The organism is Corynebacterium sp. MSK310, from assembly GCF_030227355.1.
Lineage (GTDB): Bacteria > Actinomycetota > Actinomycetes > Mycobacteriales > Mycobacteriaceae > Corynebacterium > Corynebacterium rhinophilum.
In genome coordinates this window covers 96904-120519 of sequence record NZ_JASPFZ010000007.1, presented here as the reverse complement: position 1 = coordinate 120519, position 23616 = coordinate 96904, and the positions used below count along the sequence as shown (strand labels likewise).

Annotated in this window: 19 protein-coding genes, 1 tRNA gene and 3 pseudogenes; 17 read left to right on the top strand and 6 right to left on the bottom strand. The window is 60.4% G+C overall.

Annotation, left to right across the window (positions count from 1 at the left end; all coding sequences use genetic code 11):
- Positions 1–17: 17 nt before the first annotated feature.
- Both QP891_RS11855 and QP891_RS07150 read left to right on the top strand, forming a co-directional pair.
- Positions 18–257, top strand: a pseudogene (locus QP891_RS11855) (integrase core domain-containing protein).
- A 95-nt stretch (positions 258–352) separates the two neighbouring features.
- A pseudogene (locus QP891_RS07150) lies at positions 353–436 on the top strand (exonuclease domain-containing protein); the annotation flags it as partial.
- Positions 437–556: 120 nt separating this feature from the next.
- On the opposite strand, the gene QP891_RS07145 reads toward QP891_RS07150, so the two are convergent.
- Both QP891_RS07145 and QP891_RS07140 read right to left on the bottom strand, forming a co-directional pair.
- Positions 557–2038: a multicopper oxidase family protein gene (locus QP891_RS07145; protein ID WP_284770859.1), complete on the bottom strand. Its 1482-nt coding sequence runs from the start codon at positions 2036–2038 to the stop codon at positions 557–559.
- 71 nt (positions 2039–2109) lie between these two features.
- Complete coding sequence (locus QP891_RS07140; protein ID WP_023016447.1) at positions 2110–2685, bottom strand: CueP family metal-binding protein; 576 nt, start codon at positions 2683–2685, stop codon at positions 2110–2112.
- A 404-nt stretch (positions 2686–3089) separates the two neighbouring features.
- On the opposite strand from QP891_RS07140, the gene copR reads away from it, so the two are divergent.
- From copR to QP891_RS07105, 7 genes and pseudogenes are all read left to right on the top strand, one after another.
- Positions 3090–3812, top strand: coding sequence for a two-component system response regulator CopR (gene copR, locus QP891_RS07135; protein ID WP_284770858.1), 723 nt, complete (start codon positions 3090–3092; stop codon positions 3810–3812).
- Entirely contained in the window at positions 3809–4936 is a 1128-nt protein-coding gene (gene copS, locus QP891_RS07130) for a two-component system sensor histidine kinase CopS (RefSeq protein WP_284770857.1), read from the top strand. The genes copR and copS overlap by 4 nt, the downstream gene beginning before the upstream one ends.
- Before the next feature lie 114 nt (positions 4937–5050).
- Entirely contained in the window at positions 5051–5377 is a 327-nt protein-coding gene (locus QP891_RS07125; RefSeq protein ID WP_284817011.1) for a heavy-metal-associated domain-containing protein, read from the top strand.
- A gap of 51 nt (positions 5378–5428) precedes the next feature.
- On the top strand, positions 5429–7651 hold the full coding sequence (locus tag QP891_RS07120; RefSeq protein ID WP_284770855.1) for a copper-translocating P-type ATPase: 2223 nt from the start codon (positions 5429–5431) through the stop codon (positions 7649–7651).
- A 47-nt stretch (positions 7652–7698) separates the two neighbouring features.
- A complete protein-coding gene (locus QP891_RS07115; protein ID WP_005276111.1) occupies positions 7699–8313 on the top strand; it encodes a YdhK family protein in 615 nt (204 codons plus the stop codon).
- A 267-nt stretch (positions 8314–8580) separates the two neighbouring features.
- Positions 8581–9290 (top strand): annotated as a pseudogene (locus QP891_RS07110) (IS6 family transposase).
- 65 nt (positions 9291–9355) lie between these two features.
- Positions 9356–9478 carry a VOC family protein gene (locus tag QP891_RS07105; protein ID WP_005276107.1) on the top strand — a complete coding sequence of 41 codons (123 nt, stop codon included), beginning with the start codon at positions 9356–9358 and terminating at the stop codon, positions 9476–9478.
- Between the two features lie 304 nt (positions 9479–9782).
- Here QP891_RS07105 and QP891_RS07100 read toward each other — a convergent pair.
- A tRNA-Leu gene (locus QP891_RS07100) sits at positions 9783–9867 on the bottom strand.
- A 208-nt stretch (positions 9868–10075) separates the two neighbouring features.
- Here QP891_RS07100 and QP891_RS07095 point away from each other — a divergent pair.
- The 8 genes from QP891_RS07095 to crgA all read left to right on the top strand — a co-directional run bounded on the left by QP891_RS07095 (position 10076) and on the right by crgA (position 19326).
- A complete protein-coding gene (locus tag QP891_RS07095) occupies positions 10076–10909 on the top strand; it encodes an FHA domain-containing protein (RefSeq protein WP_284770854.1) in 834 nt (277 codons plus the stop codon).
- Between the two features lie 25 nt (positions 10910–10934).
- Positions 10935–11387 carry an FHA domain-containing protein FhaB/FipA gene (locus QP891_RS07090; RefSeq protein WP_005276102.1) on the top strand — a complete coding sequence of 151 codons (453 nt, stop codon included), beginning with the start codon at positions 10935–10937 and terminating at the stop codon, positions 11385–11387.
- On the top strand, positions 11384–12748 hold the full coding sequence (locus QP891_RS07085; protein ID WP_284770853.1) for a PP2C family protein-serine/threonine phosphatase: 1365 nt from the start codon (positions 11384–11386) through the stop codon (positions 12746–12748). Before QP891_RS07090 ends, QP891_RS07085 begins: the two co-directional genes overlap by 4 nt.
- A gap of 3 nt (positions 12749–12751) precedes the next feature.
- Positions 12752–14104, top strand: coding sequence for an FtsW/RodA/SpoVE family cell cycle protein (locus QP891_RS07080; protein WP_284817009.1), 1353 nt, complete (start codon positions 12752–12754; stop codon positions 14102–14104).
- Entirely contained in the window at positions 14101–15531 is a 1431-nt protein-coding gene (locus QP891_RS07075; RefSeq protein ID WP_284770851.1) for a penicillin-binding transpeptidase domain-containing protein, read from the top strand. The genes QP891_RS07080 and QP891_RS07075 overlap by 4 nt, the downstream gene beginning before the upstream one ends.
- Positions 15531–17027 (top strand): serine/threonine-protein kinase, encoded by a 1497-nt coding sequence (locus tag QP891_RS07070; RefSeq protein WP_284770850.1) that lies wholly within the window; start codon positions 15531–15533, stop codon positions 17025–17027. The genes QP891_RS07075 and QP891_RS07070 overlap by 1 nt, the downstream gene beginning before the upstream one ends.
- Positions 17028–17030: 3 nt before the next feature.
- Positions 17031–18983, top strand: a complete 1953-nt coding sequence (gene pknB / locus QP891_RS07065) for a Stk1 family PASTA domain-containing Ser/Thr kinase (RefSeq protein ID WP_284770849.1) — start codon at positions 17031–17033, stop codon at positions 18981–18983.
- A 70-nt stretch (positions 18984–19053) separates the two neighbouring features.
- Positions 19054–19326, top strand: a complete 273-nt coding sequence (crgA, locus tag QP891_RS07060) for a cell division protein CrgA (protein ID WP_284770848.1) — start codon at positions 19054–19056, stop codon at positions 19324–19326.
- A 67-nt stretch (positions 19327–19393) separates the two neighbouring features.
- Here the strand turns inward: crgA and nagE are convergent, their stop codons facing one another.
- Genes nagE through QP891_RS07045 form a run of 3 tightly spaced genes read right to left on the bottom strand, consistent with a single transcriptional unit; the run spans position 19394 to position 23488 of the window.
- Positions 19394–21481, bottom strand: a complete 2088-nt coding sequence (gene nagE, locus QP891_RS07055) for an N-acetylglucosamine-specific PTS transporter subunit IIBC (RefSeq protein WP_284770881.1) — start codon at positions 21479–21481, stop codon at positions 19394–19396.
- A 56-nt stretch (positions 21482–21537) separates the two neighbouring features.
- The gene (nagB, locus tag QP891_RS07050) at positions 21538–22302 is read right to left on the bottom strand and encodes a glucosamine-6-phosphate deaminase (protein ID WP_284770847.1); all 765 of its coding nucleotides are present in this window, start codon (positions 22300–22302) and stop codon (positions 21538–21540) included.
- A gap of 10 nt (positions 22303–22312) precedes the next feature.
- The gene (locus tag QP891_RS07045) at positions 22313–23488 is read right to left on the bottom strand and encodes an N-acetylglucosamine-6-phosphate deacetylase (protein ID WP_284770846.1); all 1176 of its coding nucleotides are present in this window, start codon (positions 23486–23488) and stop codon (positions 22313–22315) included.
- Between the last annotated feature and the right edge of the window lie 128 nt (positions 23489–23616).

Genomic DNA, 23616 nt, shown 5'->3' with positions numbered 1-23616 from the left:
ACACTGTCGAGGCGTTCATCCCACCGGGAATGCCATGGCATAACGGGTTTGTGGAGTCCTTCCACAACCGGCTACGCTACGAGCTGTGAGAGGACGAGATGTTCGACGACCCCGCCCATGCGTCGCGTTGCCTGCGACTGTGGTCGAAGCGCTATAATACCTATCATCCTCATTCGAGCCTAGGGTTTATCCCGCCGACTGAGTACGCCAACCAATGGCACCACACCCAGGAAGGCACTCAAACCGCCCGGTCTTAAAAACCAGCCCGGCCCATGGACAACCCGCACGGGGCCAGTGTGGCTATCCACAGAAATCCACCTTGTTTGCAGTGTTCGATAGCGTTTAGGCGGGCATGTCGGTCTTTGCGGTCATTGATACCGAAACCACCGGCTTTAACAAGCGCTACGACCGCATCATTGAACTTGCTGCCGTGCGCGCTGACGCATACTTCAATCCCGTCGACTCCTGGCACACATTGCTCAACCCTGACACCAAAGCCGTGTCCACTACTCGGGGGACACCCCGCCCACCTCGGCACTCAACCCTGCTGTGGGGGTTACTCGTAGCGAAGCGAGCTGAGCATCCCGGTTTCCATGTGATAGGCGTTATGGCAGTGAAATGCCCACTCACCGGGGTTGTCAGCGATCAGGTCGGCGATCATGGTTTCACCGTGGCGGAGAAGGACGGTGTCCTTGCGTAGTCCGCCGCTGCCGGGCAGCGCCCACGTGTGGCCGTGGATGTGCATGGGGTGGGGCATCATGGTCCTGTTGCGCATGACCATCCGCAGGCGCTGGCCCTCCTGCACGGTCGCGGAGGAGGATTGGCCGTCGGTGAGAATGCTCCATTCGTACGGCATCATCTGCCCGCCCAGGTCGATGCTGACTTCTCGGTCTGGTGTGTCCTCGGGTAGGAGTGCACGGTCTGCTGGCTTCAGGGAGGACAGAAGCAGTCCGGTGGACGACAACTCGGGGAAGTCGACATCGGGGTGGGGGGCTTGGCCGCCGGCGGTGCGGATGACGGCGAAGGCGCGGTCGTCCTTACCCACCGCCAAAGCCGTGAGCGGGAAGATGCCGTCGCCGAGGATGACCTCGACGTCGACACGCTCGCCCATCGACAGGTAGATCGATTCGGTCTCCCTGGGCTGGACGGGGAAGCCGTCGGTGTGGGTGACGGTCATGCGGTGACCACCGAGGGCCACCTTGAAGATGGTGTCACCGCCGGAGTTGATAAACCGCAGGCGGGCCTTGTCGCCCGGGCGAGCCTCGAAGGTCCGGTGAGCACGGGGGATACGTCCGTTGATGAGGTAGTGCGGATACATCACATCGCCGGCATCCCCGCCCAGTACCCGGTCCGGGGTGCCGTGCATCATCTGGCCGTGACCTCCCATTCCCTTCTTTCCGTTATGGTCGCCTGAACCCATTCCGGTGAGCTTGTCGAGCTCATCGTCGGGAGTGCCCTGAATGCCATCGACCCAGTCGTCGAGCACGATGGTCCACTCGACGTCCTGGTCCTCAGCGTCTTGCGGGTCACGGACGATCAGTGGGGCGTGGAGGCCGCGATCAAGCTGCAGGCCGGAGTGGGAATGGTAGAAGTAGGTGCCACTGTGGGGGACTTCAAAAACATAGGAGAAAGACTCGCCAGGTTCAATGGGGTCCTGGGTCATGCCGGGCACACCGTCGGCTGCGTTGTGGAGTGCGATACCATGCCAGTGGATGGAGGTGCTCTCAGGCAGTTCATTGGTGATATCGACCTGGAGGACGTCGCCGGCGGTGGCCTCAATGGCCGCATCCCCGGTGTCAGAGACGTATCCCCACGTCTTGGCTTCGATGCCGCCGATATCCAGAGAGAGGGGCCGGGCGGTCAGTGTCCGGCGCACCGTCGGCTCACCGAGCGCAGTGGGGGTGGGAGTGGGGCGAAGAGAGGAACCTGGTGCCGAGGCAGCGGGTCCAGGGTCGCTGGTGCAGGCGGCCACGGCCCCGGTGCCGGCGAGGACGAGCCCGCCGAGCAGAAACTGTCGTCGGGAAAATCCGTTCATCATGATTTAACCTTCCTTGGTGTTAGATTTCAGTGACACGGGAGACAGGCGCAGGTGAGGACCCTGCTGAGCCATCACGTCAGGTGTAGGTCTGTGACACAGGTGGCACCATCGTCGGCGGTGGAAAACTCCGCGGTGCCGGTACGCCCCTGGTAGCTGACCTCAATCAGGCCGGTGGCATCATCGGGAAGCCAGAAGCCAATAAACCCGTTGTCGAAGGTGGTTGTCGCCTCGTCCACCAGCACCTCACCGGTCGCCTCATCGGTGATCGTGATCTGGATATCCTCATTGTCGAGTTCCCCCAGGCAGGTCGTGAGGCTGTGGTAGAAGCAGTCGTGGGTGGAGGTGAGATAGGGCGCGATCGAGACATACGTCTGATTGTCGGGAAGATCGACCACGACTTCCTGGTCATCGCTCGAGAGCAGCAGTTCATCGGCACGCACTGAAGCGATCAGATCCGTGGGACGCTCAGTGACCTTCTGCCGGTCGAGGTGATCAATGATCTCCACCGCGTCCATGGCGGCCAGGCCATGGGTAGTCAGGAATGTATCCCGGGACACCGTCCCGTCGGCGGTGGGTTCCGGGTCGGCGGCCGAACACCCCGTGAGGGCGAGGGCAAGGGCGGCGGCTGCGATCGCTGCTCGTTTCACGTCAATCTCCTTGGATCGTGGTAAGACCGTGAGAAGACACCGCCTCAAGGTCGATGTCATACCTTTATCTAGCACGGGTGCCTGACGGACTAGAAATCAAAAGCCCTGCTCACAGCCTTATAACAGGGCGAAAAGGGGGTGGATTCGGTGGGCTGGGTCACCACCGGGACACCACCCCACAGCCGTGGGCGATGTCCTTCTACCCGCCCCGGGTATGCGGTGCAGGCAGTGAAATCCCTGGTGGCGCCTGCTGAACCGACCAGGGGAGGCGATGCCACCGGCCCGGGGTGGGGCACAAGGGTGACGGCAGTCGAAGGGTGATGTTTGAAGATTTGATGAAGATTGCCCCGCCGGGCACTGAGCGAGGGTGGTATTCCCCCCTGACCGGAGCAATACTGGGGCCTATGGCTGACCGCACACCGACCACCGCCACGCCCCCGGGGCGGGTGCTGGTCGTCGATGATGAACAACCCCTGGCTCAGATGGTGGCCTCCTACCTCATCAGGGCCGGCTTCGATACCCGCCAGGCTCACACCGGCACCCAGGCCGTGGACGAGGCTCGTCGCTTTTCCCCTGATGTTGTGGTGCTGGATCTGGGGCTGCCCGAACTCGACGGCCTGGAGGTGTGCCGACGGATCCGCACCTTCTCGGACTGCTACATTCTCATGCTCACCGCGCGTGGCAGCGAGGACGACAAGATCAGCGGTTTGACCTTGGGGGCGGATGACTACATCACCAAACCTTTTAGCATCCGGGAACTGGTGACCCGGGTGCATGCGGTGCTGCGCCGCCCGCGCACCAGCACCACCCCACCGCAGGTGACCACCTCCTTGATCGTTGGTGACCTCATCCTTGACCCCGTCGCCCATCAGGTGCGGGTGGGGGAGACGACCGTGGAGCTCACCCGCACGGAGTTCGAGCTGCTGGTTGCCCTGGCCCTGCGTCCCGGCCAGGTGCTGACCCGCCACGACCTGGTCACCGAGGTCTGGGACACCACCTGGGTCGGTGATGAACGCATCGTCGATGTCCACATCGGCAACTTGCGTCGCAAGCTCGGCACCGACACCCGGGGCCGGGGGTTTATCGACACCGTGCGTGGCGTGGGCTACCGGGTGGAGCAGCCATGAATCACGGACCCGGCCTGACCTTCCGCTTCCTGGCCGCCCAGGTGTTGGTCGTGGTTATTAGCCTGCTGGTGGCCGTGGCCGTGGCCACGATGGTGGGTCCGACCCTGTTCCATGATCATATGTTGATGACCGGCCGGGAGGACCCCTCGCTGGAGCTGTTCCATGCCGAGCAGGCCTACCGGGGCGCCAACCTGATCACCCTGGCCGTCGCCCTGCCCACCGCCTTGATCAGCGCCCTGCTTGCCAGCCTGTGGTTATCGCGTCGTCTGCGCACCCCCCTGCAGGATCTCACCCGCGCCGCTACCAGCCTGACGGCCGGCAACTCCCGTATCCGCGTGCCCGCCGGAAAAGCAGGCCCCGAGGTCACCACCCTGGCGCATGCCTTCAACACCATGGCCGATCGGCTGGAACACACCGAACAGGTCCGCCGCCAGATGCTCTCTGATCTGGCCCACGAAATGGGCACCCCCTTATCGGTGCTTACGGTCTACCTCGATGGTCTCCAGGACGGGGTCGTGGACTGGAATAATGCCACCCACACGATCATGGCTGACCAACTCACCCGCCTGACCCGGTTGATGGAAGACATTGACGATGTCTCCCGGGCCCAGGAACACCGGATCGATTTGGACCTGGCGGAGGAAGGGCTCGGGGATCTGCTCCATACCGCCGCTGCTGCCGCGGGGGAGGCTTATGCTGACAAAGGCGTCGATTTACAGGTCGAGACCATTACGGACACCGCCCGGGTGCTCGTGGACCGGCAACGCTTCGGCCAGGTGATGAGCAATCTCCTTTCGAACGCGCTACGACACACCCCGGCCGGCGGGCAGGTCCGGATCAGCGTCCACCGACAGGGGGCGTCCACCGCACTCATCCACGTCGCCGATGACGGCGAGGGCATCCCGCCTGACCAGCTCAGATACATCTTCGAACGCTTCTACCGGGGGGATGCCGCCCGCAGCCGGGACGACGGCGGGGCCGGTATCGGTCTGACCATCTCCAAGGCATTGATCGAGGCCCACGGCGGCACTCTCACCGCCACCTCCCCCGGACCCGGTCGCGGAGCGGTGTTTGCCCTCCGCCTCCCGCTGTCCCCTCCCGACAGTGAGGAGGCTGCTCGGTGACCACACCCTGCCCCGCGTGAGAGCCGCGCCCTCCACCCATTGAAAATATACCCCTGGGGGGTATATGCTAGAGAGTGGCATCGCCGCATCCCACCGACTCGTAGGAGCTTTCCCATGATCACCTCCCCGCCCCGCCTCTTGCCGATGGCCTCCCACGGCTGCAGCTGTTGCGGACCTGCCTCACGTGCCGACACCGTCTCCATCCCTGCCGCCAGCGACTCGTCAGCAGGAGGGTCCTCCCCTAGCTACCAGGTCACCGGCCTGACCTGCGGGCACTGCGCGAAAAGCGTGACCCAGGCCCTTCAGGCCCTCCCCCAGGTCGACGACGTCCAGATTGATCTCGCTGCTGGTGGAGTTCCCACCGTCACGGTCACCGGTGTCGTACCTCCGGAGATGGTTCGCCGGGCCATCGAGGAGGCTGGCTACACCGTCTTATCCTGATCAGTTTTACCCATCATCTCGACCCCGACCGGGTTGAGCGAAAGGAACGTCATGAGCACTCCCCACCATTCGGGTGATCACCCCGCTCCGGAAACAGACCACACCCACCACCCGGATCATGCCAGCCACGAACACCACGCAGATGCCGACACCCACGGCCAGGCAATGCCCCACGATCACCCGCATTCCGCCCCGGACGAAGACCACCACGTTCATGGTCACAGCGAACACGCCGGACACAGCACCGCAATGTTTCGGGACCGCTTCTGGTGGTCGCTGATTTTGTCCATTCCCGTCGTTATTTTCAGCCCCATGGTCGCCCACCTGCTTGGCTACCACCTCCCGGCATTCCCCGGATCCACCTGGATCCCCCCGGTGCTGGGCACGATCATCTTCGTCTACGGCGGAACGCCTTTCCTCAAGGGCGGATGGAAAGAACTGAAATCTCGCCAACCCGGGATGATGCTCCTGATCGCCATGGCCATCACCGTGGCGTTTGTCGCCTCCTGGGTCACCACTCTGGAGCTGGGTGGTTTTGACCTGGACTTCTGGTGGGAGCTGGCCCTGCTGGTGACCATCATGCTGCTGGGCCACTGGCTGGAGATGCGCGCTCTCGGGGCCGCGTCCTCCGCGCTTGACGCGCTGGCTGCCCTGCTGCCGGATGAGGCCGAGAAAGTCATCGACGGGACCACCCGCACCGTGGCCATCTCCGAGCTGGTCGTCGACGACGTCGTTCTGGTGAGGGCCGGTGCCCGGGTGCCGGCCGACGGAACCATCCTCGACGGAGCCGCCGAATTCGATGAGGCGATGATCACCGGCGAATCCCGTCCCGTCTTCCGCGACACCGGTGACAAGGTGGTCGCCGGTACTGTGGCCACCGACAACACCGTCCGCATCCGGGTGGAGGCTACCGGCGGGGACACCGCCCTGGCTGGGATCCAACGCATGGTTGCCGACGCCCAGGAGTCCTCCTCCCGGGCCCAGGCCCTGGCGGATCGGGCGGCGGCGTTGTTGTTCTGGTTCGCGCTGATCTCCGCTCTGATCACCGCGGTGGTGTGGACCATCATCGGCAGCCCGGACGATGCCGTGGTGCGCACGGTTACGGTGCTGGTCATCGCTTGCCCGCATGCCCTGGGCCTAGCGATTCCGCTGGTCATTGCGATCTCCAGCGAGCGGGCCGCGAAATCCGGGGTGCTCATCAAGGACCGGATGGCGCTCGAGCGGATGCGCACCATCGACGTGGTGCTCTTCGACAAAACCGGCACCCTGACCGAGGGTGCGCACGCGGTCACCGGTGTCGCGGCAGCTGTCGGCGTCACCGAGGGCGAGCTACTGGCCCTCGCCGCCGCTGCGGAGGCCGACAGCGAGCACCCCGTGGCCCGCGCCATCGTGGCGGCCGCGGCCGCCCATCCCGAGGCCTCCCGTCGGCAAATCCGTGCAACTGGTTTCAGCGCCGCCTCCGGCCGGGGAGTCCGGGCCACTGTCGATGGCGCTGAGATCCTCGTGGGCGGGCCGAACATGCTGCGCGAGTTCAACCTCACCACCCCGGCCGAGCTCACCGACACCACCAGTGCCTGGACCGGGCGTGGGGCCGGTGTGCTCCATATTGTCCGCGACGGTCAGATCATCGGTGCGGTGGCCGTCGAGGACAAGATCCGCCCCGAATCCCGCGCCGCTGTGAAAGCCCTGCAGGAACGCGGGGTGAAGGTCGCGATGATCACCGGCGACGCGCAACAGGTGGCCCAGGCGGTTGGTCAGGACCTAGGCATTGATGAGGTCTTCGCCGAGGTCCTGCCCCAGGACAAAGACACCAAGGTCACGCAGCTGCAGGACCGGGGTGTGAGCGTGGCCATGGTCGGTGACGGTGTCAATGACGCCCCCGCTCTGACCCGCGCGGACGTCGGTATCGCCATTGGTGCCGGCACGGATGTGGCCATGGAATCTGCCGGGGTGGTCCTAGCCAGTGATGACCCGCGGGCAGTGCTGTCGATGATTGAGCTGTCCCAGACCAGCTACCGCAAGATGATCCAGAACCTGATCTGGGCCTCTGGCTACAACATCCTCGCCGTGCCGCTGGCTGCCGGAGTGCTCGCCTCGATCGGGTTCGTGCTGTCCCCGGCCGTGGGCGCGATCTTGATGTCTGCCTCGACCATCGTGGTGGCCCTGAACGCCCAGCTGTTGCGCCGCATTGATCTGGAGCCGGCTCACCTGGCTCCGACCGACGGGAAGGAGGAACACAGTAGGTCGATATCCCCCGTAACCGTTACTGACTGACCTTGTCTCTCGACCCCTAACTCACACCACCTTTGAAAGGAACGCTCATGAAACGCAGCATTACCCTCGCCGCCTTGGTACTGACCTCCACCCTGGCGCTGACCGCCTGCAGCGACGCCACCGACAACTCCGACGATGCCGACACCACCAGCACCACGACGGCAACCGCAGAGACCAACGAGACCCACCAGGAAGACACCACCACTGCCGACGAAGAGCACGGCGGGCACGACCACCCTGCCGACGGCGGGGCACCGCCGGCAGGCATTGAAGAGGCCGAGGATCCCACGTACCCGGTGGGCACCGAGGTCATCCTCACCGCTGACCACATGCCCGGCATGGACGGGGCCACCGCCACCATTTCCGGGGCGTTTGACACCACGACCTATTCGGTCAGCTACACCCCCGCCGAGGGTGGGGCCCCGGTTACCGACCACCGCTGGGTCGTCCATGAGGAGCTCGTCGATCCGGGTCAGGCCCCCCTGCCCGACGGGGCGAGCGTTGTCCTGGATGCCGAGCACATGTCCGGCATGAAGGGTGCTGAGGCCACCATCGATTACTCCACCGAGGAGACGGTCTACATGGTTGATCTCACCGTCGACGGGATGACGATGACCAACCACAAGTGGGTCACCGAGAGCGAGATCCAACCCGCCGAATAGTCCACCCACCCTGAACCGCGAGACCAGACAAGGCACCCGCTCCAGAGTCGGTCATCAATCGCTGCCGACCATGCCGCAGCACACCAGCCACACACGGAACCTGCACGCCCACAGGGCCCACGCTGAGGTAGACCTTCTGTGTCACTGCTTCTCTTAGTCAGGGAAATATGCCCTGGAATGACCCTGGTGACAGGAGTTCATTCCAGGGCTTTGGGTGCTGTTGCAAAGTTGGGGCAGTAGGAAGGGCGACGTGAACTAATCACAGCCATGGGTATTTTCTCGGGTCGTCATTTCCCCCGTGACATTATTCTGTGGGCAGTGGGTGGTACTGCCGCTACGGGGTGAGCTACCGCGATCTGGAGGAAATGATGACCGAGCGGGGCGTGCCGGTTGATCACACCAGGATCTACCGCTGGGTCTAGAAATACGCCCCTGAGCTGGACAAGCAAACACGGTGGTACCGGCAGGTACCTGACTGGCAAGCTAGTTCCTGGCGGGTGGATGAGACCTATATCCGGGTCGGCGGCAGGTGGTGCTACCTCTATCGGGCGATCACCGCCGGTGACCAGACCTTGGAGTTTTACCTCTCTTCGAATCGGAACGTGGCCGCAGCGAAGTGTTTCCTGGCCAAGGCCGTCAGATCCAATGCGTCAGCCGGGTATCCCAGAGTGATCAACGCCGATAAATCACCCTCCCTAGCCAGGGCAATCGCCGAGTTGAAGTCAGAGGGAATCTGCCCGCCAACAGTGGAACACCGGCAGGTGAAATACCTCAACAACATCCTGGAAGGCGACCATGGTCGGCTGAAGCGGATCCTCGGGCCAAAAGGCGCGTTTAAGAACCGGATATCTGCATATCGGACGTTGAAAGGGATGGAGGCGATGCACTCATTGCGGAAAGGGCAAGGCACGATGTTTGCCTACGGGCAACCGAACCCGGACGCGGTGATCGTCAACCAGGTCTTCGAGACGGCCTAACAACGCCCACACGCAGCGGCCGTCAGGGAATGAGAAACTGAGTCTTCGCTGCTCTCCGCCCAACTTTGCAACAGCACCAATCAAAAGGAGTCCAAATTGTGCAGCCACCCGACGATGACGTCTTCGGCCGCACCTTCGTAGTTGCCGACCCTGATGGAAACCTGTTCCGCGTCAGCCCAGTCGTTTAATTCTTAAATTGGGGTTCAACAACTAGGAAATCCTCCAACAGCCCAAGGAAAACATCTCAGTTGGAGGATTCCAATTGCCCCGAAGCGGGAGCTAAAGCCAGAACGTCAGATCAAAATAACAAGCAAAATGACTTGTTGACACCATCGAAAACAAGAGTTCGACAGAAGAGAGCGGGAGTTAGGATGTAAATTCCCACACTTGCAATCCTCAACCGCCAAAGTTCAGAAAAACAAAGAAACCGAAGGTCACGAACCCTTTCGAGTTTGTTACCTCCGGTCTCGCAGTTTGTTCAACTGCTCATTGTGCCCGGGGCGGGACTTGAACCCGCACGTCCTTATCGAACACTGGCACCTGAAGCCAGCGCGTCTGCCAATTCCGCCACCCGGGCAGGGTGTGGTTGTCAGTGCGACTAGATAAAGATAGCACAGGAAGCACGTGCAATTACAAATCAGCAGGAAAAGCGGATTATTTTGCGCATTTAAAGGCGAAAATCTAGGAACTTTCGCGCCGCCGTCTACGTTTGAAAGGGGTGTACAAACTATAATGGCTACTACTGATCACTACTGATCGCTGTATAGCGGAAAGGAGCAAAATTCGTGGCGTTTTTAGAAAGGCTGGCGAAGCTCGATTCCGCTATGCAACGCGGCCTTGATAACGGCATGGCTTTTGTCTTCGGCGGCAAGGTCGTTCCTGCAGAGATTGATGAGCTTTTGAAGCAAGAAGCCCAGGACAATCTCGGCCACGGGGACGATAACAAGCTCTATAGCCCCAATGTCATGACTGTAGGTGTCTCTTCCAAGGATTTGGAGAACTTGTCGCAAGACCCCGATTTGCCTGCCGATTGCGCAGACCAATTATCTCGCTTTATCCGCAATAACGGATGGTCCCTCGCTGGTCCCGTCATTGTGCGGATTGCGGAGGAATCGGGCCTGCGCACGGGCCAGCTTCGTGTGTCCTCGTTTATAGATCACGAGCCCACAGAAGAGACCGGTTTCGAGGCGATTTTCCACGACTTTGATGGTCAGGAGGACCAGATGACCAACCCGCACGAAAATAATGCGGATGACGCAGCTACTACCGCTTTCATTGCGCAAGATGACCAACCCGCGCCGCAAACGCAGGGCCCCGCAGTCAATTTGATGTTGCAGGATGGCTCTTCCCGCGTCTACCACGTGCAGGAAGGGTCAAATATTATTGGCCGCAGCAATGATGCGGATTTGCGCCTGCCGGATACGGGCGTGTCCCGCCAGCACGCGGAAATCACGTGGAACGGTGAAGATGCCGTGTTGGTGGATTTGCAGTCCACCAATGGCACCACGGTCAATGACACTCCCATTGATAACTGGCTGCTTGCCGATGGCGACGTGATCACCATGGGCCATTCCCACGTCGAGGTCCGCATTACGGGCCTTGATTCGCATAGTTACTAATTCACACTGAGGAAGGGAGGCCGCCATGGATGCAGTCATCATGCTGGCGCTTCGCATCGGCTTATTGGCTCTTTTGTGGGTATTTGTCCTGGTGGCCTTGAATGCCATGCGGCGGGATACCAATAAATCCGCAGGTGCTATGCCACAGCCGTCGAAAATGGGTGCGTCCCCACGCAGTCACGCTGCGGTGAAGCAGCTTTCTATTGTGGAAGGCCCTTTGCAGGGATCCCACATGAATTTGGGCACGCTCGAGGAATGCACCTTGGGCCGCGCCGCTGACTGTGATTTTGTCACTGGGGATGATTACTCTTCCGGCCATCATGCACGCCTATTTCGCCGCGGCAGCGAGTGGGTAGTGGAGGATTTGGAATCTCGCAACGGAACCCTCGTCAATGGTGTGCGCATCGACCAACCTGAGGTAGTCGGCGCGAACTCCGAGATTAAGCTAGGCCGCACTACCGTGAGGTTGAACGCATGACACTGAAGCTAAACTTTTTTGCCAAGTCGGACCGCGGGCTTATCCGCGGTAATAATGAGGACTCCGGTTACGCCGGATCCCACCTGCTGATTTTGGCCGATGGCATGGGCGGACATGCCGCAGGTGAGGTCGCCTCCCAACTCATGGTCAACCACCTCGAAATCCTAGATCAGGATCCGGGTAAGGAGGACACGGAGGCACTCCTTGCAGCTGCTGCCGATGACGCCAATGAAGCCATCAGCGAGCACATCACCGCCCACCCGGAGACTGAAGGTATGGGCACGACGCTGTCCACGATGCTGTTCAATGGCACGACCTTTGGTGTCTGCCATGTGGGTGATTCGCGCGCTTATTTGCTGCGCGATGGCAAGCTCGAGCAAATCACCAAGGATGATACCTATGTGCAATCCTTGGTGGATAAGGGCGAGCTGGCTGCAGAAGATGTTTCTTCCCACCCACAAAAGTCCCTCATCTTGAAGGCCTATACCGGCCGTTCGGTGGAGCCGACGCTCTTCACGTTCGAAGCCAAGGCGGGTGACCGCATCCTGCTGTGCTCGGATGGGCTTTCGGACCCAGTTACCGCTTCCACGATTGAGACTGCCCTTGGCCAGGGAAGCATCGAACAGGCGGGGTCCACCCTCGTGGATCTCGCTATTCGTTCGGGCGGACCGGACAATGTCACCGTCGTCATCGCCGAGGTCACGGAAGAAAAACCCGCCACCCACGAGCCGTTCCGCGTTGGTGCTCTTGCAGGTTCGGTAGAAGAGCCCACGCACCCGGATTCCTCGGCGTCACGCGCCGCGAAACTCACCCGTAAACCCCAGGTGATTCCGCCGGCCGTCATGGCCGATGAAGACAATGCGGCTAAGGACTCCGATGAAGAAGAGGCAGAAGACGAGCCCCCTCGACGAAAAATTGGGTGGAAGGTCCTCATCGCCCTCATCATCATCTTGGCGCTCGTTATTGGCGCAGGGCTGTGGGTAAAGAATTTCTTGTCCAATAACTATTACGCCGAGACCAACGACGCACAAGAAATCACTGTCCTCAAAGGCGCGGATTATTCCTTATTTGGCAAGGATTTAAGCTCCACTCACCAATACGTGTGCATTAATGACCAGAACTCCTTGCTGTTTTCTGCCCAGAAGTGCAAGGGGGACTTCACCCCGTTGAAGGTCTCTGATCTGCCTGAGTCTGAGCGCGGCGCGGTCAATCATATTTCTGCCGGTGACCTGAGCGAGGTTCAGGATCAGATTAATGACTTGGGTGAAAAGGCACTCAAGCCATGTATCACTGCGCCGAGCCAAAAAGATAATAAAGACACCAAGGAAAACAAACCTGGGGTCACTTGTAGGGAGGTGTAGCTGATGCAGAAGTTTTTTAGCCGGAGAATCGAACTCGGCCTCCTTATTCTCGCCGCGGTCGTCTTTGCCATTACCTTGGTCAGTTTGGAGCTGTCGCAGGATAATGCGCTCACGACGGACTTGATCTACCTCATCGGTGGATTCATTGGTGTCTTTACCATTGCGCACTTGGCAATGTGCTTCTTGGCACCCTACGCGGACCAGGTCATGTTGCCTATCGTGGCCATCCTTAATGGCATTGGGCTTATCGTTTTGGCCCGCTTGGATTTGGTCAATGATCGGGGGCTCGCGGTCCGCCAGGTCATGTGGACCGTCGTTGGCCTCGTGCTCTTTGTGCTGGTCCTGGCGGTTGTCAAGGACCATCGGTCACTCACCCGCTATTCCTATATCTTGGGTGCGGCTGGCCTCGTACTGTTGGCGCTGCCATTGGTGTGGCCACAACCTGATGGCGTTGAGGCGCGCATTTGGCTGAACTTCGGGCCATTTTCCATCCAGCCGGGTGAGTTCTCCAAGATCATGCTGATCTTATTCTTTGCCATGCTGCTGACGCAGAAGCGATCCCTCTTTACTGTGGCTGGATATCGCTTCCTAGGGATTTCCCTCCCCCGCTTGCGCGACCTCGCCCCCATTCTCATTGTGTGGGCCATCGCCATTATCATCATGGGAATTTCCAATGACTTTGGTCCGGCGCTGCTGCTCTTCAGCACGGTGCTGGGCATGCTATTTATGGCTACCGGCCGGGTCAGTTGGCTTTTTATTGGCCTCGTCCTCGTTGGTATCGGCAGCTTTGGCATTTACCAGGTATCCGAAAAGATTCAGCAGCGTTTTTCCAACTTCATGGACCCGCTGGCTAACTATGACAACACTGGATACCAATTGGCCCAGTCCCTTTTTGGTATGTCCTCTGGCGGTATTTCCGGCAGCGGCTTGGGCCAAGGACACCCCGAATTGGTTCCGGTGGCGCACTCAGACTTTATCCTCGCCGCCATCGGTGAGGAATTGGGCCTGATTGGTCTAGCTGCCGTTCTGGTCCTCTTTGGCATGTTGGTTACCCGCGGATTCAATACCGCGTTGCGTACCCGCGATACGTACGGCAAACTGGTCGCTTCAGGCCTTTCTCTTACTTTGGCGGTACAGGTCTTCGTCGTCACCGGTGGCATTTCCGCCCTGCTGCCGATGACCGGCTTGACCACTCCTTTCATGTCCGCCGGTGGTTCCTCTCTCATGGCTAACTATGTACTGTTGGCGATTTTGCTGCGGATCTCTAACGCAGCACGCCGACCCATGCAGGAGAACTCGAGCAACGCTCCGAGTGACACCTCCATGTTCCCGTCGGTTCAGGAGGCTTACCGATGAACAAATCCATCCGCCTAGTATCCCTATTTGCCATCATCTTGACCGCGGTTCTGTTGGTGAACCTGACGGTCATTCAGGCATTTTCGGATGATAAATACGCACATAATGCTAAGAACTCGCGCGGGTTTATAGAATTGCAGACCACCCCGCGCGGACAGATCTATTCCGGCAATACGGTGCTGGCGCAATCCACGGAAAATCCTGATGAGACCTACTCCCGGTCTTATCCCATCGATTCGCCCGCTTTTGGCAATCTCACCGGCTATTTGTCCAGCCAATTTGGTGCTTCGGAATTGGAATCTTCGCAGAACGAAATTCTCAATGGCACGGACGATTCCCTGTTCAAACAGCACTGGCTGGATACCATCGCGAATAAGCCCACCAAGGGAGCCAATGTAGAAGTCACCATCGATCCGGCATTGCAGCAGGCCGCGTATGACCAGTTGGCGGGCCCTGGGTACGAAGGATCGGCTGTTGCCATCCAGCCGTCGACGGGCAAGGTTCTGGCCATGGCTTCCAACCCGGGCTTTAACCCAAATTCATTGGTGGGCGAGTCCGCTGAGGAGGCTTGGGCAGGTTTGCAGGAACAGGCCGGTCAGCCACTGGTCAACCATGCAGCGGCGGATACCTTGCCGCCGGGATCTATTTTCAAGATCATTACGACTGCGGCCGGATTGAATAATGGATACAATCCCTCGTCGAGCCTGACCGGTGCCAACGTGATTACCTTGCCTGATACCGTCACGGAGCTGACCAACTACGGCAATGAAAAGTGCAATGGCCAGGATTCCGTGACTCTGCAGACCGCCTTCGCGCTGTCGTGTAATACCGCATTTGTGCAGATGTCTGAGCAGATCGGCGCGGATGAGCTGCGCAAGTACGCGGATGCTTTCGGCATCGGCAAGAAATATGACTTGGGTGTCTCTTCTTCCGCAGGCACCTTGGGAGACCTGCCGGATGGTGCGGCGACGGCGCAATCAGCCATCGGCCAGCGCGATGTCACCATGAGTGCGCTGCAGGCGGCAGTCATGGCCGGAACCGTGGCCAATAAGGGCACGCGCATGGAGCCTTACCTAGTCAATCGCATTACCGATGCCCAGATGAAGGAAATCCGCACCACCAAGCCCAAGAAGGCCGGCGAGGCCGTCACGGAAGAGACCGCATCGACCATTCGGGACTTGATGTTTGCCTCCGAGCGTTCTTCGTGGGGCTACGACGGCAATGGCTTTGCATCCAAGACCGGTACCGCCGAGCACGGCGAAGGCCTGGCTCCGCACGTGTGGTACGTCGCCTTTGACCCGGACCGCGATATTGCCGTCGGGGTCGTCGTCAAGAATGGCGGTAACTTGGGCGAATCCGCGACGGGCGGCCGAGTCTCTGGCCCAATTGGTCGTGCCATCTTGAGCGCATACCAGGGGGAACAGTAATGAAGAATACCGAGAACAAAGACCATCTCCAGGAACTCATCGGCAGCGACTACGAGCTGCAGTGGATCATTGGCCACGGCGGCATGTCCACGGTGTGGCTTGCCGATGACACTCGTAATGACCGCGAAGTAGCCATCAAGGTGTTGCGGCCGGAATTTTCTGATAACCAGGAATTCCTCTCCCGCTTCCGCAATGAAGCGGAATCCGCTGAATCTATCCAGTCCGATAACGTGGTGGCCACGTATGACTACCGCGAGCTGGAAGATAATGGCCGCAAATTCTGCTTCATGGCCTTGGAATACGTGCGGGGCGAATCCCTCGCGGACCTGCTCGCGCGCGAGAACACCTTGCAGGAAGAACTCGCCCTGGACGTGCTTGAGCAAGCGGGTCACGGTCTATCCATTATCCACCGGATGGGCTTGGTGCACCGCGATATTAAGCCCGGCAACCTGATGATTACCCAAAATGGGCAGGTGAAAATTACGGACTTTGGCATCGCCAAGGCCGCCGCCGCGGTACCGCTCACGCGCACCGGCATGGTGGTGGGTACTGCCCAGTACGTTTCGCCTGAGCAAGCGCAGGGCAAGGAAGTCTCCCCCGCCTCTGATATCTATTCGCTCGGCGTCGTTGGTTACGAGATGCTCGGCGGCAAGCGCCCCTTTTCGGGTGATTCCTCCGTATCCATTGCTCTTGCCCACATCAACCAAGAGCCTGAACCGCTGTCGACCACGATTAGCGCCCCGGCGCGCGAGCTCATTCGTATCGCGCTGCGCAAGGATCCCAATACCCGCTATGCCGATGGCAATGAATTTACGGTCGCGGTATCCGATGTGCGCCTGGGCAAGCGCCCGCCGCAGCCCAAATCCATTCCGCCCCACCAGCAGGCTCCAGAGCCTTCGCCCTCGGCATCGACGGAGATGCTTGCCGATGTCGCCCAGCCCACCACCATTCATCCGGCGGCGGGGACGGCGGCGAGTGCTGCCGCGCCGCAACGTAAGGTAGCACCAGCCCCGGACAATGATTCGAAGGGCGGGAAGTCTTTCCTTAAAGGCCTGGGTATCGTCGCGGCCATCGCCCTGCTTGCCGCGGCCGGCTACGCCATCATGAACCTCATGAGTAGCGAGAGCGGCGACAGCGATCCTTCGTCTACCCAGGAAACTTCCGTGGTTACCGAATACCGGGATCCCACGACCACGCAGGTAGAAACCCTGGAGGAAGAAGATACTAATGAGACGCCGCAGGAAGTGACGGTAACGGAGACGGAGCCTACGGATCGGGAGGGCAACCAGGCGCCGCGCGATAATCACCGGCAGCCGCAGACCCCGAACCAGCAGGCCCCGACGCGAAACCAGCAGGCCCCGAATACCCCGACGCAGCAGCGTCAGCCCCAGCAGCCGCAGGTCGAAAACACACCTGAGCAGAAAAACACAGTAAACTCACAGCCCGATGAACTCCCTGGGGATTTATCTGATTTATTAAGACAGGATGGTGACTAAGCCATGGTCAATGACCGGTACCGGCTCGGTGAGATCATCGGCTCCGGCGGCATGTCCGAGGTATTTGCCGCAGAGGACACCACTTTAGGCCGGCAAGTAGCGGTAAAAATGCTGCGCACGGAGATGGCTCGCGATATCAACTTCCGCGAGCGCTTCTACCGCGAGGCGCAGAACTCGGGCAAGCTAAACCATCCCAATATCGTCGCGGTCTATGACACCGGCGAGACCGAGATGGACGGCATGACCATACCGTATATCGTCATGGAGAAGGTCAACGGGGCCACGCTGCGCGATATTATTCGCGAAGATGGCCCGCTGCCCGCCCAAGAAGCGGCGGAGATCCTCAAGCCGGTCGCGGAGGCCTTGCAGGCATCCCATGAGGCGGGAATCATTCACCGCGATATCAAGCCGGCGAATATCATGCTCACCAATACTGGCCAGGTGAAGGTGATGGACTTTGGCATCGCCCGTGCATTGGATGATTCGACCTCGGCGATGACCCAAACTTCTGCCGTTATCGGTACCGCCCAGTACCTTTCCCCGGAGCAGGCGCGCGGCAAAAACGCCGATGCGCGTTCTGATGTCTATGCGCTGGGCTGCGTCATGTACGAGGTACTCACCGGCCGCACCCCGTTCGAAGGCGAAACCCCCTTTGCCGTGGCTTACCAGCATGTGCAGGAGGAACCGACCCCGCCTTCGGAGCTTATCGATGACCCCTCGTTGACCCCCACCCAACGGGTCAATATCGATGCAGTGGTACTGACCGCGATGGCCAAGCACCCCGCAGACCGCTATCAGTCCGCCTGGGAGATGGCCGGCGATTTGGATCGTCTGCGCACGGGCCAAGTCACCGAGGCCGCCCGCATGCACGTCAACGAGGACGATGCCACGACGGCGATGCCCGCCCCGGCCACCGCTACTGCTACATCCCACCGGGCACCGATCGAATCGACGCGTCCTACCGGAGCACCCGAAGAGGATGAAGGCGGCGGTTGGATGAAATGGCTCGCGCTGCTCCTCGTCGCGCTGTTGGTCGCCATCTTGGGCTATTTTGCCTGGGATTTCTGGAGCAGCGACGATGAAAAGAATAGGAGTGGCCGTGACCAAACCGAGGTAGCGGAGCACAATAGCGTCATCGTGCCGGAGGTAGAAAACCGCCCGCGCAATGAAGTGGTCAAAGAGCTCGAGGACTTGGGGCTTCTCGTCACCGTGAACGAAGAGGCTAACCCGGATATCGACCGCAATAATGCGATTCGCATCAATCCGGCCCCTGGCTCGGAATTGCAGAAGAATGCCTCGGTGACCCTGACCGTTTCTTCCGGCAAGGAAATCATCGATGTCCCCGATATCACCGGCATGAACCTGGATCAGGCGGCGCAGGTCTTGGAAGAGGCCGGCCTGGAGCTGAACTCGGATATTTCTGAGCGCAATGATGAGGCCCCCGCCGGCGAGGTAATCCAGCAGAACCCCGCGGGTGGTACGCAATTGTCCAAGGGCTCGAAGGTCCGGGTGACGGTGTCTAAGGGCATCGAAAAGAAGCGCGTTCCTGATGTTTCCGGCTTGAACGAAGAGGATGCGCGCAGCCGCCTTGAAGCCAGTGACTTCGATGTCAATGTCCGCGAAGTAGATTCCCTAGAGCCAGAAGGCACCGTGCTGAACGTCTCCAACCAGGGCGCGCAGCTGGAAAAGGGCCAGACTGTCACCATTGAGGTATCCAATGGGATGCTCATGAAGGCACCCGAGGTCATGCACAAGAATCAAGGACAAGCCGAAAATGCACTGCGCCAGGCGGGCTGGAATGGACAGCTGCGCGTGGGCGAGCCAATTCCTACCGGCGCCTTGGTTGATAGCAATAAGATCGGTTGGGCGTCCATTAATCCTGGCGATACCATCCGCAAAGATCAGGACGTGGAGGTTCGCATCTGGAAATTCGAAGCCTCGGCGCTACTGCCGTAACCATCGCTGCTGGTATCGTAATTCATCAGTAAGCACTGAGATAAGAACTGAAATCTAGAGAAGGTCTCTTATGCCAAAGTCAAAGATCACCCAGAGCTCTGCCACCCAGGTATCGAGCTCTGCCGGGGCGAACCGCACCCCAGTCAAAATCAACTCTGAAGGCACCCCGAAGTGGTACGTGGCCATCATGCTTGGCCTGATGATCCTCGGCCTGCTGTGGCTCGTGGTCAATTACCTCGCCGGTGAATCCATCCCCTTCATGGCGGAGCTCGGCGGTTGGAACTACGGGATTGGCTTCGGCCTCGCCCTTGTTGGTTTGCTCATGACCATGGGCTGGCGCTAGACCGCCGCCAAAAAGAAACCCTCGCCGCCACCGCAAGGTGACCGCGAGGGTTTCTCGTGCTTAGACCTTAATGTTCAGCCGGCCGCACGCGGGCGACGGCAACGCTCTGGTCAGCGCGGCCCTCGTGCTCGATATCTACTCCAGCGATCTGCTTTGCCGTGGGGCAGACCACCGGGGTAATCAGATTGATGCCGCGTTCGCGCAGCTTCTCTGATTCCACCGCGATGATGGGGGTCCCGGCGCGGACAACATCGCCCTTGGCCGCGAGCTTGGTAAAGCCCTCTCCCTTCAGTTCCACGGTATCGATACCGATGTGAATGAGCAGGTCGAGGCCTTCTTCGGTCCGCATGCCGAAGGCGTGGCCGGTCTTAAAGACCATGGTGATGGTGCCATCTACTGGGGCACAGACATCGAAGGCATCGATCACGGTAGGAATAACGGCAAAGCCTTCGCCCACCATGCCTTGGGCAAAGGACTCATCGGGAACCTCAGAAAGCGGCACGACGGTTCCTTCGAACGGGGCGTGGAGCTGAATATCGGTGCCGATCTTCTCTACAGGGCGAGCGTCTTCACTAGGCTTCGCGGTGGCCGTAGCTACCGATGCGGAGCCGGTGCGCAGCTGGTGGTTGACCTCATCAAACATGAACTGCACGGAGGGTCCCACGATGACCTGCACGTTCTTTTCGGAAGGGTGGATGACGCCGGAGATGCCGGCGCGCTTGATAGTGGGGTCATCGACAAGCGCGCGATCCTTCACGCCCACGCGCAGGCGGGTGGTGCAGTAATCCAGGGAATCGATATTGTCCTTGCCGCCGAGGCCTTCGATGATGCGGGCGGCGGACGCGGCGGTCTTATCATCGCCCGTGGCGGCTTCGTCATCTTCTGCGGCACCCTCGTCATCGCCGCGGCCTGGGGTCTTCAGGTTAAACCAGCCGATGAGGTAGTAGAAGAGGACGAAGTAGAGGGCGAAGAAAACAGCGCCCATGATAAGCAGCATGTACCACTTATTGGCCAGCGGGTTTTGCGAGGACAACAGCATGTCCACGAAACCTGCGGAGAAGCCGAAGCCCGCGGTCCATTCCATCGTGGCGGCGATAAAGACGGAGAGGCCGGTCAGCAGCGCGTGCACCACGTAGAGCAGCGGGGCGACGAACATGAAGGAGAATTCCAGCGGCTCGGTCACGCCGGTGAAGAAGGAGGCCAGGGCGCCGGCTGCCATGAGGGAGCCGATGACCTTGCGGCGGCCCTTATCCGCGCGCAGGTACATGGCCAGGGCGGCGCCTGGCAGGCCGAACATCATGACTGGGAAGAATCCGGCCTGGTAGCGTCCAACGACGCCGTCCACGGTGCACTGTCCGTTCTCCCAGATGCCGGGGCACTCTGCGGCGGAGGTGGCCGCAGCGGCGGCATCGATGGTGGACTGGCCGGATTGGAAGTTACCGATGTCGTTGATGCCAATGACATCAAACCAGAAGACGGAGTTCAGCGCGTGGTGCAGGCCCGTCGGGATGAGCAGGCGGTTGGCCACGCCGTAGATGCCCGCACCCGCGGCGCCAAGGCCCTGGATGGAAGTACCGAAGTTGAAGAGCGCGTGGTAGATGAAGGGCCATACAAAGTAGAGGATGGCGGAGACCACGATGGCAAAAAGCGCGGTGAGGATGGGAACGAGGCGGCGGCCGGAGAAGAAGGCCAGGAAGTCCGGCAGTTTGGTGCCGTGAAAACGGTTATAGACCATCGCGGCCATGATGCCGGCGAGGATGCCGAAAAGGACGTTGCCGTCACCGACGGCATTCCAGCCCTCGGCGGCCCATTCCACGGCGTCATCGCCAGTAAGCGCTTCGGGATCTTCGATGCCGCGGTAACCGGCGACGGCATCGGGGCCCAAGAGCTTCATGAAGGTGGCATAGGCGAGGAAACCGGACAAAGCGGAGGCACCGTTGGAGTCCTTGGCCAGGCCAAAGGCGATGGCGACGGCGAAGATCCAGCCCAGGTTATCCAGCACGGCACCGCCGGAGCTGATGAGCAGCTGCGCGACCACGTTATCTTGGCCGGCCACGCTGGCTATCCAGTAGCCAACGCCGCCGAGGATCGCCGCGACAGGCAGCACTGCCACGGCGCCCATCAGCGCCTTTCCGAGCCGCTGCAGCGGCCCCATAATATTGACTTTCACGGGAGGAATCCTTTCAAAGGTGTAAAGAAGTAAAGAGGGATTTAGTGCGGACGGTGCTCATCCACGAAGCGGTAGTACTCGTGATCCTCCAGTTGGGAGGCCGCATCTTCATCGAGAATCACCGTGGCCCGCGGGTGCAGCTGGAGGACTGAGGCCGGACAGTGCGCGGATAACGGACCCTCCACCATGTTGCGGACCGCGGTGGACTTTTCGGTCCCGGTGGCCAGCAGCAATAAGTGGCGGGCCTCGCTGATGGTGCCAAGCCCCTGGGTCAGCGCGTAGCGCGGGACGCTGTCCGTGTTCTCGAAAAAGCGGGCGTTATCCTGCACGGTCCGTGGGTGCAGCGTTTCCAGGCGGGTACGCGATTGCAAGGAGCTGGAGGGCTCATTAAAGCCAATGTGCCCATTGCCACCGATGCCTAGCAGCTGTATGTCGATGCCGCCGGCATGGCGAATGGCTTGGTCATAGGAGGCTGCGGCGCGATCCGGATCCGCGGCATCGCCCTCTGGGCTCTGTACCAACTCGTCAATGAAATCGACGTGGGAAGTAAATACGCGCCGGATGGTGGAGTAATACGACTGCTCATGGGAGCGAGCTAGCCCCACGTATTCATCCAGGAGGAAGGCGCGGCTGCGAACGAAACTCACCTCCCCGCGCTCGCAGCGGGCGGTGAGTTCTTGATACAGCGCTATCGGAGTAGAACCCGTGGCCAGGCCCAAGGTCGCCCCGGCATTGGCATAGCGGACGAAGATATCGGCGGCGGCAGTAGCCACCTCTGCTGGTGTGGAACGGATGAGGATATCCATGCAGTATTTCCTAACGTGAATCAGTATCTGCCGCGGCGGTGACGTCGATACCATCAGCGATAACGCGCACGGGCTCGAACTGCGCATTCAGGCCCACGAGGTTGGCGCGCTTGCCGGGAGCCAAACGGCCCACGTCCTTATCCCCCAGCACGTCCGCGGCCGTGGTGGAGGTAAACCGAACGGCCTCCCCTGCGCCGTGGCGCGCGGCGAAGCGCGCAAACTGCTGCGCCAAGGTGGAAGTTCCACCGGCGATGGCGCCGCTGCCCACCCGCGCCACGCCGCCGGTCACGGTGACGGGCAGGGAGCCCAGATCATAGGAGCCATCGGCCATGCCGGCAGCAGCCATCGCATCGGTAACAGCAAAGGCGCGGCGGTTATAGGCCATGTCGACGGTGCCATCGGCAAGATGCACGCCATCGGCAATGAGCTCTACTCCCACATCGCCGGCCTTCGAGCCGGTGAGCAGGGCGGCCACCGTGCCAGGGTTGCGGTGGTGGATGGGCGGCATGGCATTAAAGAGGTGGGTGCCGGTGACGGTAACGCCCATGTCTTTTGCCTGCCCCATGACCCGCAGCGTGGTCTCGTAATCGGCTTCGGTATGGCCCAAGCTGGCGATGATATCGTGCTCGGCGCAGACCGCGAGGAGCTCCGCTGCGGCCGGGGTTTCTGGGGCAAAAGTAATGGAGCGCAAATGCCCGCGGGCTGCATCGATGACCGCGCGGAAAAAGTCTGGATCCCCCGGCACGATGCGCGATGGATCCTGCGCGCCGCATTTGGCAGCGGCGATAAACGGGCCTTCCATGTGGATGCCGGCGATATCCCCTTCTTCTGCCAACGTGGCGAGCAGCTCCGCCCGCGCGCACAGTTCCGCCTGCGTTCCAGAGACCATGCTGGCTATCAGCGTGGTGGTGCCATGGGCGCGATGGAAGCGCGCAGCGGCTCGGCACTGGTAATAGTCACCATTAGGAAAGCTTCCGCCATTGCCGCCATGATTGTGCAGGTCCACAAAACCTGGGACCCACAGCAAAACGTCTGGGTCACCAGATTGCCAGGCCGCCTGCGCTGCGGGGACATCACCAAGCGAGATGTCTTCAATGCGCCCGCCAAAGTTCAGCGCACCAGCACGCAGTTCGACATCTTCATCGATGTACAGGCCTTCTACGCGGCTCTTCCTCTGTGTCTGCATATTTCATTCACTTATCTTTTGTCCGGGCAGGCACCGTGCCACAATCGCGCCGATATCCCAGCGCAGAATTATGTTATAACCTATCGGTACCATAAGCCGATGTCAATGACGTCACGTTCGCTTTTTTA

What these genes read in the sequence shown, in the direction of transcription:
- QP891_RS07075 (WP_284770851.1), top strand. Translation starts at nt 14,101, where the DNA reads ATGAACAAATCCATCCGCCTAGTATCCCTATTTGCCATCATCTTGACC.
- QP891_RS07070 (WP_284770850.1), top strand. Translation starts at nt 15,531, where the DNA reads ATGAAGAATACCGAGAACAAAGACCATCTCCAGGAACTCATCGGCAGC.
- nagE (WP_284770881.1), bottom strand. Translation starts at nt 21,481, where the DNA reads ATGGGGCCGCTGCAGCGGCTCGGAAAGGCGCTGATGGGCGCCGTGGCA.
- QP891_RS07145 (WP_284770859.1), bottom strand. Translation starts at nt 2,038, where the DNA reads ATGATGAACGGATTTTCCCGACGACAGTTTCTGCTCGGCGGGCTCGTC.
- nagB (WP_284770847.1), bottom strand. Translation starts at nt 22,302, where the DNA reads ATGGATATCCTCATCCGTTCCACACCAGCAGAGGTGGCTACTGCCGCC.
- QP891_RS07090 (WP_005276102.1), top strand. Translation starts at nt 10,935, where the DNA reads ATGGATGCAGTCATCATGCTGGCGCTTCGCATCGGCTTATTGGCTCTT.
- QP891_RS07125 (WP_284817011.1), top strand. Translation starts at nt 5,051, where the DNA reads ATGATCACCTCCCCGCCCCGCCTCTTGCCGATGGCCTCCCACGGCTGC.
- copS (WP_284770857.1), top strand. Translation starts at nt 3,809, where the DNA reads ATGAATCACGGACCCGGCCTGACCTTCCGCTTCCTGGCCGCCCAGGTG.
- QP891_RS07115 (WP_005276111.1), top strand. Translation starts at nt 7,699, where the DNA reads ATGAAACGCAGCATTACCCTCGCCGCCTTGGTACTGACCTCCACCCTG.
- copR (WP_284770858.1), top strand. Translation starts at nt 3,090, where the DNA reads ATGGCTGACCGCACACCGACCACCGCCACGCCCCCGGGGCGGGTGCTG.
- QP891_RS07080 (WP_284817009.1), top strand. Translation starts at nt 12,752, where the DNA reads ATGCAGAAGTTTTTTAGCCGGAGAATCGAACTCGGCCTCCTTATTCTC.
- QP891_RS07120 (WP_284770855.1), top strand. Translation starts at nt 5,429, where the DNA reads ATGAGCACTCCCCACCATTCGGGTGATCACCCCGCTCCGGAAACAGAC.
- QP891_RS07085 (WP_284770853.1), top strand. Translation starts at nt 11,384, where the DNA reads ATGACACTGAAGCTAAACTTTTTTGCCAAGTCGGACCGCGGGCTTATC.
- pknB (WP_284770849.1), top strand. Translation starts at nt 17,031, where the DNA reads ATGGTCAATGACCGGTACCGGCTCGGTGAGATCATCGGCTCCGGCGGC.
- QP891_RS07045 (WP_284770846.1), bottom strand. Translation starts at nt 23,488, where the DNA reads ATGCAGACACAGAGGAAGAGCCGCGTAGAAGGCCTGTACATCGATGAA.
- crgA (WP_284770848.1), top strand. Translation starts at nt 19,054, where the DNA reads ATGCCAAAGTCAAAGATCACCCAGAGCTCTGCCACCCAGGTATCGAGC.